The 10,931-nt window shown below is 59.0% G+C and carries 8 protein-coding genes; 5 read left to right on the plus strand and 3 right to left on the minus strand.

What is annotated here, in order from left to right:
- Positions 1–305 precede the first annotated feature (305 nt).
- Positions 306–548, minus strand: coding sequence for a hypothetical protein (locus tag G3480_RS22780; protein WP_164656392.1), 243 nt, complete (start codon positions 546–548; stop codon positions 306–308).
- A gap of 427 nt (positions 549–975) precedes the next feature.
- Between G3480_RS22780 and G3480_RS22785 the strand changes: the two genes are divergently transcribed.
- From G3480_RS22785 to G3480_RS22800, 4 genes are all read left to right on the plus strand, one after another.
- Complete coding sequence (locus tag G3480_RS22785) at positions 976–1,338, plus strand: DUF1640 domain-containing protein (protein ID WP_164656395.1); 363 nt, start codon at positions 976–978, stop codon at positions 1,336–1,338.
- Positions 1,339–1,676: 338 nt separating this feature from the next.
- The gene (locus G3480_RS22790; RefSeq protein WP_338114206.1) at positions 1,677–2,174 is read left to right on the plus strand and encodes a DUF2887 domain-containing protein; all 498 of its coding nucleotides are present in this window, start codon (positions 1,677–1,679) and stop codon (positions 2,172–2,174) included.
- Between the two features lie 749 nt (positions 2,175–2,923).
- Positions 2,924–5,923: a fused MFS/spermidine synthase gene (locus G3480_RS22795; RefSeq protein WP_164656397.1), complete on the plus strand. Its 3,000-nt coding sequence runs from the start codon at positions 2,924–2,926 to the stop codon at positions 5,921–5,923.
- Between the two features lie 105 nt (positions 5,924–6,028).
- A complete protein-coding gene (locus tag G3480_RS22800) occupies positions 6,029–7,804 on the plus strand; it encodes a tetratricopeptide repeat-containing sulfotransferase family protein (RefSeq protein WP_164656399.1) in 1,776 nt (591 codons plus the stop codon).
- Positions 7,805–7,881: 77 nt separating this feature from the next.
- On the opposite strand, the gene G3480_RS22805 is transcribed toward G3480_RS22800, so the two are convergent.
- Positions 7,882–8,208, minus strand: a complete 327-nt coding sequence (locus G3480_RS22805; protein ID WP_164656401.1) for a hypothetical protein — start codon at positions 8,206–8,208, stop codon at positions 7,882–7,884.
- Positions 8,209–8,854: 646 nt separating this feature from the next.
- On the minus strand, positions 8,855–9,376 hold the full coding sequence (locus tag G3480_RS22810; RefSeq protein ID WP_164656403.1) for a pilin: 522 nt from the start codon (positions 9,374–9,376) through the stop codon (positions 8,855–8,857).
- A gap of 445 nt (positions 9,377–9,821) precedes the next feature.
- Between G3480_RS22810 and G3480_RS22815 the strand changes: the two genes are divergently transcribed.
- Positions 9,822–10,457 carry a tetratricopeptide repeat protein gene (locus tag G3480_RS22815; RefSeq protein ID WP_164656405.1) on the plus strand — a complete coding sequence of 212 codons (636 nt, stop codon included), beginning with the start codon at positions 9,822–9,824 and terminating at the stop codon, positions 10,455–10,457.
- Positions 10,458–10,931 lie beyond the last annotated feature (474 nt).

Raw genomic sequence — 10,931 nt, forward strand, 5'->3', positions numbered from 1 at the left:
GACTCGCTCAAGAGCGCCTCGACCTCAACCTCGACGGCCCGCTGGATCAGCTGGCGTGCACCACGGCGCACCAACTCCTCCAGGGACACATCCAACTCTTCCAGGGTCGTCGTCGGCAGCAGGCTTGCGCTGTCCTTCGGCTTGCTCGTATCGTCTCTCATCGCGCACCTCTTCGTTGCTGTTGTGTGTCTTGAACAACCACATTGTCAGCAACGGTGTGCCGCCTTCCAAGCCCCCATCAGCCCGCGCTCATACACCAGAATTCAGCATAGCTCTGCAGATGTTTGTATCGAGCAAATAAGCGTTCACTCCAAATACTCTCTTGGAATGTCCCGACCGAGATCCGAGTCATCGATTTCGTCTGGAAAATCGCTACTCAGTGTGCCAGCGAGCGCGCGGACTCGCTCATCCCAGGTTTTCTCCTGAGCTGACACCAGCCGTGCTGGCAAAACAATGACTTCGGCCTCCTGGTAGTCTGCAAATTCGGGCGGCAGCTCGATTTCGATGTGTAGCGATTTGATTGGTTGAATGGTTCTGTGGGCAAACATGGCTGGTATCCCCCAGGGGCAGATCGCGTCGCCGACGTTGGCAGGCGCGTATCGGCTCGACACGATGATTGGTCAAGACTCGTATGGTACGCCACACAAGTGGCGACAGGTTCGATTCTTGTCAGCGGTGTCGCGACCGACGCGGGCTGACGATGCACGGTTTGTCGTAGGTTGGGGTGAGGGACGAACCCCAACAGGCCACCGGGCCGGGAATGGAAAACGCCCCGGGTTGGGTGGCCAGGGGCGTTGAGGTTCATGCGGGGCGGTGTTTATGTCTGACGGTGCGGGGGATGTTGGGGTTCACTCTCGCTCACCCCAACCTACGCGGGCTGGATTTCATGACACTCGCTCTTTGCTGGCGGCTCCGCCCAGTCTGCCTTGCTATACTCGTGGCTCATGGAGACTCTGAATCACCACTGGAGCCCGCATGTCCTCCGTCGTCGAACTCTACGAAGCCCTGGCAAGCGCCCCAGACGATCGCGCCCGCGCGCGCGTTATCGCCGAGGCCTTCGAGCGGCTCGAAGAGCGCTATCCGCACCTGCCCGATCTGGCAACGCAGCAGCACCTGCGCGAGACTGAACTGCGCCTCCAGCGCGAGATCGAGGCCGTGCGCGCGAATTTAACGCTGCAAATCGAGCAGCTGCGCGGTGAAGTTAAGACCGAGATCGAGCAGTTGCGTGGCGAAGTCAAGACCGACATCGAACGCAATCGCAACAGTCTCCTGGCCTGGCTCATTCCCCTCATGTTCGCGCAAGTCGGCGCCATGGCAGCGTTGGTCAAGCTGCTTTGATAAGGGGACGCTGCCTAGGAGCCTGTCCGACTTAGGATGAATCGGCTGCGGAATCGGGAGAACGGTCCCTTTCGCCCCGCTTTTTCGTTACATAGAACCACTATGCGCCTCAAAACCGGAACGAAATGGCCTCGCTCTCCCACTTCCTCGCTTCGATCCCCCCAAGTCGGACAGGCTCCTAGTGGGTAGAGCGCAGCGAAACCGATCGCGCCCCGTGCCTAGCTGTGCTGCACTAAGCCTGCCGCCCCGGGGGCGTTCTGCCCATACGCGAGGTGACCGGGCAGGTTGCGCCCTTTCAAGCTCGGCGCCAGCCAAGCCCCATCCCCTGGCTCTCTTCCTTGATCGCGTTCTGCCGCGAGTGGATGGAGCGCGAGCCAGACAACCCCTATGTGGCGGTCTTTGCGCCCTTGCTGATCGAGGATGACGATGCGTTGCGGGCGCGTGCCCCGGCGTTGTGGCGCAGGGTCCAAACCGCGCCCCTTGAACCCGCAGCGCGGGACGTGCTAGCGCAGGTATTGGAATTTTGGTTCTTCGAGCGATTTCGCGGTCTCACCGCGAAGGAGATCTGGGCGATGTTGAATCTGGTGACCCCCATTCAAGAGACGCGAGCCTACCAATCGATCTTTGCCGAGGGCAAAGCTGAGGGCGAGGCCAAGGGTAAGGCTGAAGGCAAGGCCAGTGCCTTGAGGCGACAATTGACGCGGCGCTTCGGCGCACTACCAGACTGGGTGGGGCTGCGCATCGACGCGGCCTCGATCGAGCAATTGGACGCCTGGCTTGATGACATCTTCGATGCCGAGAGTCTGGTCGCCCTGATCGGCCCGGCGCCCGACTGAACGCCAAGCCGCTGTGGGGTTTTCGGTTGTTCCAGCCGAACGGGGCATTCGCCTCGTCCGAGACGGTTTGGATGCTGCTGCATTGCCGCCGGAAGCGTGGGGGCGGGGTGAATACCCCGTCCTGCTTGGAGCATCACGCCAAACCATGCCGGCAATCGCACGTCTGGCGCGTACGTGCTGGATTGCAAGACTTGACCCCCAATGCCACTGACGCCAGCCCTTGAGGCAGCGGAGGCTGTGGCGATGTAACCGCTCCCGAAAGACCGACCCCGGGACTGCGGCGTCTTCCGGTCGACGCTGGCGCTCGCCTGAAATTCAGGCAGAATGCCCACGCTGACCACCGTTGGGCGCCATTTCGACCACGATGGCGGCTTGACAGCCGCGGCTCGGCACCTCCTCGTGAGCCTCCAGGGCTCCGCGAGCCCTCGGCCTCGAAAAGCTATTTTCTATATCCCCTGCGTACCGCCACGATCCCGGGCTTGTCCAACAACCGGTTTAGATCGTCGCTCGCTTCGCTCGGACGATCTAACCTTATTCGCTATGTTGCCCCTATGGGGTGAATACTCCGTCCCGCATGGTCCATTCCACTCGACAGGCCATCAGGCGGCCCCTATGCTTGCCCCGACCGGAACGATTTGAACCTCGCCACCTTGCCTCCAGAAGCTTGCTGGGCGGGGCAAATACCCCGTCCCTCAGGAGAATATCCCCCGCTTTTCGAAACCGAAATCATCGCTGGGAAAGCCCACGAAATGAACCAAAGCCTCTTTTCCAAGTATCTACTCTTTGCAATCTTCGCGGTCTCAGGCTTCTCCGGGCTGATCTACGAGTCCATCTGGTCGCATTACCTCAAGCTCTTTCTCGGCCATGCCGCCTACGCCCAGACGCTGGTGCTCGCGATCTTCATGGGAGGCATGGCGCTCGGTTCCTGGGTCATCGCGCGCCGCAGCCAGCGGTGGCGCAACCTGCTGCTCGTCTATGTGGCGGTCGAGGGCATCATCGGACTCTTTGGGCTGGTGTTTCACCAGGGCTTCGTGGCGTCCACCGACATCATCTTCTCCCACGCGATCCCGGCACTCGGCGCGTCCGCTTGGGTGCCTTTCGTGAAGTGGAGCGTCGCCTCCCTGCTGATCCTGCCGCAGTCGATCCTCTTGGGTATGACCTTCCCGCTGATGAGCGGCGGCATCCTGCGCCGGTTCTCGGATCGACCCGGCGCAACCGTCTCGATGCTCTATTTCACCAATAGCCTCGGTGCCGCGATCGGCGTATTGGTCAGTGGCTTTGCCCTCATTCCCACCGTCGGTCTGCCTGGGACCATCATGACCGCAGGCATCCTGAACGTCCTGCTGGCCCTGGTCGTCTGGCTCATCATCCGCAGCGCGCCAGAGCCCATGCCGGTGCCACAGCCATTGATTGCCGCGCCGGACCAGCGGACCTTGACGACGTTCGCGGTCTGGATATTGCTAGCCGCCTTCCTCAGTGGTGTCGCCTCCTTCCTGTACGAGATCGCCTGGATCCGCATGCTGAGCCTGGTGCTGGGCAGTTCCACGCATGCGTTCGAGCTCATGCTGAGCGCCTTCATATTGGGACTGGCCCTGGGCGGCCTGTGGATCAGCCGGCGCGCGGACAACCTGCTGGATCCGCAGCGATTCCTTGGTGTCACCATGATTATCATGGGCAGTTTGGCCGCCGCCACCATCATCCTGTACGGTCATAGCTTCGACTGGATGGCTCAGGCCCTGCGGGCTCTCAATCGAAACGATCAGGGCTATGCGGCCTTTAACCTAATCAGTCACGCCATCGCGGCCGTGATCATGCTCCCGGCAACCTTCTGCGCGGGCATCACGCTGCCCCTGATGACCCATGTGCTTCTGAAAGCCCGCTATGGCGAACGGGCGATTGGTCAGGTCTACGCGGTGAACACCCTAGGGGCCATCATCGGTGTCATGGTGGCCATTCATCTCCTCATGCCCGTCGTCGGTGTCAAGGGCGTAGTCCTGACGGGCGCCGTGCTCCACATGATGGCTGGTCTCGCCTTCCTCGTCCGCTCGGCGAAGGGAGCGAGCCATCCCCGGACAGTCTCCACGGCGCTAGCTTGGTCGGTCGCATGGATCGCCATAATGTCCATGGTGGAGTTGGATCCCAAGCGGATGGCGGCGGGGGTCTTTCGGACTGGTCTCGCCCAACTTGCCGCCGAGGCCGAGGTGACGTTCCACCGCGACGGCAAGACGGCGACAGTCAGTCTGCTCAAAACGAAAGATGGAAAGATTGGGATCCTCACCAACGGCAAGGCTGATGCGGCCATCAACATGGCTGGCGGCCCACCGGCTGGGGATGAGATCACGATGACCCTTGCCGGGACGCTACCCCTCGGCTTGCACCCTCGACCTCAACGGGTCGCGAATATCGGCATCGGCTCTGGATTGACCTCTCATATCCTGCTGACGACGGATCAGGTCATCGACCTGGATACCGTGGAGATCGAGCCCTTGATGGCCAGCGCCGCCCGCCAAGGCTTTATGCCGCGCGTTCGCAATCTCTTCGAGGATCCTCGCAGCCACATCCACTTCGAGGACGCGAAGACCTTTTTCGCCACCCGACAAGGGCAGTACGACGTCATCGTTTCCGAGCCGTCGAACCCTTGGGTCAGCGGTGTTGCAACCTTGTTTTCTGACGAGTTCTACCAGCGTGTGACCCAGTACCTGAAGGCGGACGGCATCTTCGTCCAATGGCTACAGACGTATGAAACGGATATGTCGGTCGTGGCCTCGGTGATGAATGCGCTGTCGAAACATTTCTCGGACTATGTCATCTACGACTCAGATACCTCAGACATGATCGTGGTGGCGGTCCGCGAGGGCTCGATCGGCCCCTTGCGCGAGACTGTCTTCGATGCGCCAGCATTAGCAGCCGCGCTGGCGCGGGTCGGTCTTCACTCCATGGGGGATATCGAGCACCGACGGATCGGTCGCAAAGCACTCATCGATCCGCTTTTCCGGTCGTTCCCGGTCCCCATCAACTCAGATTATTTTCCGTTCGTGGATTACACATCCCCTCGGATGCGTTTTCTCAACCGCAATGCGGGCGCCCTGATGACAATTCGCTCGGTCCCGATACCGCTTCTCCAGGTGCTTGAGCATGGGCAGATCGCTGAATTCGACAGGCAACGCCCCCAAGCGCAGACCGCCCTTGCCATACGGAATGCCGTGATTGACGGGCGGCTTGAGGGGTTGGGCGCGGGCATCGAGGCGGCTGCGCTGTTGCTTGATTTGGACGAAGCTCGGTGCTCCGACGCCGCAGTGCGCACCACCTGGCTTGATGCCGCGTACACACTATTTCTGGCAACAAGTCCATATCTACCGCCCGAAGCGGCGACGAGCCTATGGAGTCGTATCGAAGCAACCCCGTGCTATCAGCACCTGGATGACCGGCAGCACCGACCAATCGCCCTCTGGAAAGCCACCGCCATGCGGGACGCTCCGTCCATGGCGGCCTCTGGGCGGGCATTGTTGGAACGGGGTGGCGTGCTGACGCGTCCGGAGCAGCTTCGCTTGGCCGTGGGTATCACCATGCTAGGATACTTGGGTCAAAAGCAGCAGACAGGAGCACAGGCAATCTGGGACGCGTATGGCAAGGATGCTCCCAAAGCCGCTTCCTACGAACTAGTTCTGCAATGGCTCCGGGCGCTCAGCGATTGGCAGCTCGACAGCTTCACCCCAAGCGCGGTCGAGGCCATGACATCCGAGAACTGATCAGGCTAAGAGAGACGACTGACCACCCCGAGGCTCACCGTATCGCGCGCGCCGCGATGCTTTGGTGGGCGTTTGAGGTTCAACCGTGAATTGACGAGTACGCGCATGAGCGAAACCCCACGCATCGACAGTCTGTTTAATATCGCCAGGGGCGAAAAGCTGCTGCAAGCAGGCAAACTCGACGAGGCCCGAGAGATCGCCAATCACTGTCTTAAGGGGGCGCCTGACGACCTCCAGGCGCGCTATCTTCTAGCCCGCGTCGCCCTGCGGATGCGGCAGCCGGCGGAGGCAGCCGAACACTTTGCGGAACTAGTAAGCGCATCTCCAGAGGATCCGGCATACCTCGGCGGACTGGGTGAGGCACTCATGAAGACCGATCGTACCGAACAGGCCATCCCGCTCCTGTTCAATGCGCTTCACTTCAATCCGGACGATTCCTGGGCGAAGACGAATCTCGGTCTTGCCTTCATGAAGCAGGCAAAGTATCAAACCGCGATCAATCTGTTAACAGAGGTAGTTGCCGCCTGTCCGAGTTATGCCAATGATGTCCATGCCAATCTCGCGAGGCTCTACCTCGCGCTTGGCGATCTCGATCAGGCGCTGGAGCAGGCGCGCACAGCACTTCGACTCAAGTGTTCCGATCCGGCGCACATGGAGCAGACCATCGGCTACCTTATCTATGCCATTGATGGAAAAGTCGATGAGGCATCCAGGCACTTCGAGCATGCGTTGGAGATTGACCCAACCAGCGGCGAAGCCTTCTTCAACTACACATCGATCAAGAAATTCAAGGAGACTGATCGCGCGCTGATCGCCCGGATCGAAACCAAGCTGACGGGTAATATGCCCGCTATAAATCGCGCCTTTTTTCATTTCGGGCTTGGCAAGGCTTACGATGACATGAAGGAGTGGGATCTCGCTTTTCAGAATTACCGGTGGGCCAACCTGCTTGCTAAAGAACCCATAGATTTAAGCAGCCCGAAATTATTGCTGAAGAAATCTAAGAAGCTCTTCACGAGGCAGTTCCTCGAGCGGCATGCCGAAATAGGCGGCGACAGCGATCAGCCCATCTTCATATTAGGCATGCCACGCTCGGGGTCGACGCTCATCGAGCAAATACTCACAAGTCATCCGCGGGTGGTGACGGCCGGAGAAATACCAGCCCTGCCACGCATCAGCGAACGCCTTTGCTTGGAGGGGGGCAAGCGCGAATCCTTTCCCGATTGCTTCGCGGAAGTCAATCAGAAGATGGTCGACGAGATCGTAGCCAAGTATATCGAGGCTCTGAGTCAGTATGGACAGGGATCTGGACGGATTGTCGATAAGCTCCCGGGGAACCTGTTCTTTATCGGCCTCATTCGCTTGGCCCTTCCCAATGCGCACATCATCCATACAGTTCGCAACCCACTTGATACGTGCCTTTCATGCTTCTTTCAGCCCTTTCGCGAAGCGCGTTGGAGCTATGACTTATCCTGGATCGGTCAGTACTATCGTTTCCATGAGGACATGATCGCGCATTGGCGGACGGCGCTACCGCCAGACGTTATTCTCGACGTCCACTACGAGCGCCTAGTCGATGACACGGAGAGTGAGGCTAGGCGCATCATCGCCCATTGCGGACTCGAATGGGATGAACGCTGCCTGGATTTTCATCGTGCCAAACGATCCGTTGCCACTGCCAGCCTCTGGCAGGTGCGCCAACCCGTCTACAAGAACTCAAAACAGCGGTGGGTCAACTATGCCCCCTATCTCGATGACTTGGTCATAGCCCTCGGTCCTTGTGCGGAGCCCTATTTCGGTGAGATCGAGGCGCACGGCGGCAAGGCGCCAAAATCCTACCGCAACATCTTTTCCAGGCTCGCGCACTGGCGTACGCACTAGGTTCAGGCCGCTCGGTTACATGTCGGCGCTCCCAGGACACTGCGGTCGGCTCAAGTATTGAATGAGAAGATGCGATGTTACGGGGTCTTGACCATCAAAAGGTTATTCAATTCCTTGACCGCCGTATTCTCATAGCCGAGTTCATTGAGCCGCGTCATGAATGCCTGATGGAATCTCGCCTTGCCATAAACCCCAACCTTGTGCAGATCCTTGAACTGGCTGAGGCGCAGCACGAGATTGTGGATCTGCGACTCGACGACCTTGCGGATCTTCTTGTCCTGTTCCGCATCGCGGAAGTAGCGGGCGAGGGTATCGGGCGAAACTTGGCTGAAGAAGTCGGTCGCTAACTCCACCGCGAACGTCTCGACTCGCTTCGAAGTCTTCCTCCAAAAGAAAAACTCCATCAATTAATCTCCTCTTGGCGCGTCCGGGACGGTACGCATCGCTTTTAATAACTGTCCATCAATTACTTCCCGATTTGAGCGGTAGCGTCTGAACTCAAGTAGGGATGTAAATCATGGACAGTTCATTAGAGGCTAGCGGGAAATTAGCGTCAAGGCCCGGATGGGCGGGTGAATGGGCGACTTTAGTCGCCCATTCGCTGATACGAAGGGCGGCTGAAGTCGCCCCTACATGTTTTCCAGACAGCTTCTTAGATTCGCTCGCCCTCGCGCAAGCTAACGAGCAACGGCGCCGACGCGGTTTAGAAAATGGACAGTTTCTAAGTAGATCGTGAAGGCGTTCAATTTGGTCATCAGTAACCCTTTCGTGCTGCGACGAGGGGAAAGGATGCAAAGATATGCGGCGCTTTCATCTGATCCCTCAAGCCCGTGCGGAGCGGGAGCCCATGAAGTGGCGAAATCCATCGAACTCCGCATCGCTCCGCTCGAGACGTCCAACTGAAAGCGCCCCCAGTCTCTTGGGGGCGCTCATATCCAGCTCATCAATGATCTGGGGCGAAGATTAACCTGCTCGACCAGCGTCCGCGCCTAACATCGACCCCATGCGCTGCCCGTGCCGCCCTTCAGACCAGGCTGCCAGAGCCGAGGGCTATCGGCATTCAGCCGGAGCATATTTGGCAGGCAGAGTGCCAGCCGTCCCAGGAGCCAGGCCACGGTTAGTTGCTGTCGCGTTCGTCGTTGACTGACAAGCCCAATCGATTGCGCCCGATACACCTGCGGCCAAGGCGGCGTTCTGTACGTTGGGCGTGAAAACAAGGGTGGCGCCCAAGACATCACCCGGCAAGCCAGATCCGGTTGCCGTCGCCATCGTCACCGTGACCTCGCCTGTGCCCGTCGCGATTGTGACATCGCTGACGTACTTGGTCGCCTTTTCCGCTGCCGTCTTGGTGGCCCATGCGGCGGCGGCGGCGTCTACACCATTAACGCTATCGGTCTGGAATGCCTCGCTTACGACGCCCTTGGCCGAAGAACCAGCAATCATGGCCTCAGCAAGCTTGGAGCGAACGGTGTAGTCTTGATAAGCCGGCAAGGCAATCGCCGCCAAAATACCAATGATCGCCACAACGATCATGAGTTCGATCAAGGTAAAGCCCTGTTGGAACTTTTTCATCTGTCTCTCCGCAATGGATGTTGAAACCGTCTGAACGAGGAGGCCGTGCCGGCGGCCCGATTCGTCTCGCCGCATCTTCGAGGTCTCCCGAGCGAGAGAGAGCAGATCGCATGCCATCCGTGATGGATATGACGCCATGCGACGCTGAAATCCTGCCATTCATCAAGGCGATTTCTATCTATCCCGTTGAATTTGAATGCATCCATCCAGGATCCGTGCGCGACGACAACCCCCTCCGCGTCAGGCGCCGACTGTTTCGCATCGGCCGGACCGCCTCGGAAATCCCCTATCAAGCGGACAGATGCCTCTGCCAAATGATGCGATGGCACCACCCCCCCTGTGCCAAACGAGGCTTTGGCACACCCCCCCCTGTGCCAAGCGAGGCTTTGGCACACCCTCTCGCACCATGGACGGTTCATGGGATGCCTGGCGTTGGGATAGACTCATGGCTCGAAAGGTGGCGACTGTCCTGACATGGAGAGAGAACAAGATGCCTTCGATCTGTTTGAACACCGCGATCTCGATCACTGGATTGAGTCGGCGTACCCTGTGGCGGCGCATTGGCGAGGGCGGGGTCGCCACCCTTGGCACGCACGGACCGGGGGAAGAAACGCGCTTGAGCCTGGATGATGTTTTACCTTTGTCCTCTCTGCCGCTGAAACAGGAGGACCGTTCCCTGATTCTGGCCGCCGATGATGGTGATGCCGAATCCCAGTGTTGCTTGGCGCTCGTCTTTTTTACGGCCCACCAACCGGCTGAAGCCGTGCGTTGGCTGACGCGGGCCGCGAAGCAGCTTTACCCGGATGCCATGTGTTATCTGGGACGCTGTTATCTGTCCGGCGAAGGCATCGAGCGTGATGATGATGCTGGAATCCTGTGGTTGAGCCAGGCGGCGGCGAAAGGTTATCCACTCGCGCAACAGCTGATGCGGTTTCTGCTAAGTCCGAAGGGACAGCAATTGCTTGCAGCCCATGAGCTGAAAGCCTTGGACGCAGCGCTCGATGATGTCGAACGCCAAGTGCTTATGAAGGCTTTGGTTGACACGGGACAGCCGCGCGGTGACGGGGAAGGGGCAGTCTGAACAATGTGGCCTACTTTGCATTGTGATCCAGTTTCCCGACGGAAAAGGATATCCGATGACGGCTCGATCAATGACAGAGCGTGAAAGACGGCGTGACCAGCAGTGGAAAAGAACATGAGTCACCCGCCAAACACGGATTCGATTTCGCAGCTTGCCTCGTTTTGGCAGGCGCACGATCTGACAGATTTCGAAGGCGAGCTGATCGAGGTCGGTGGACCAGTCTTTCAGCGTACAGAACAGTTTTCCATTCAGCCCGCGTAGGTTGGGGTGAGCGAGAGCGAACCAAAAAAAGGGGACAGAATTATTTTCGGCGAGATCCGTGTACAGCTTACCGAACCATGCCCTCTGCGAGGGGGACGTGAGCATGCCGCAGGAGTCGACCCGATTGAAGATCGCTGCCCTAACGGGCCTGCCCTTGTGATCAGTCGACCTCGGCGGGCCAAAAACCCTGATCCATCAACTGCTCGAAGCTCC

This window comes from Thiorhodococcus mannitoliphagus, from assembly GCF_010915725.1.
In the GTDB taxonomy this organism is placed as follows: Bacteria; Pseudomonadota; Gammaproteobacteria; order Chromatiales; family Chromatiaceae; genus Thiorhodococcus; species Thiorhodococcus mannitoliphagus.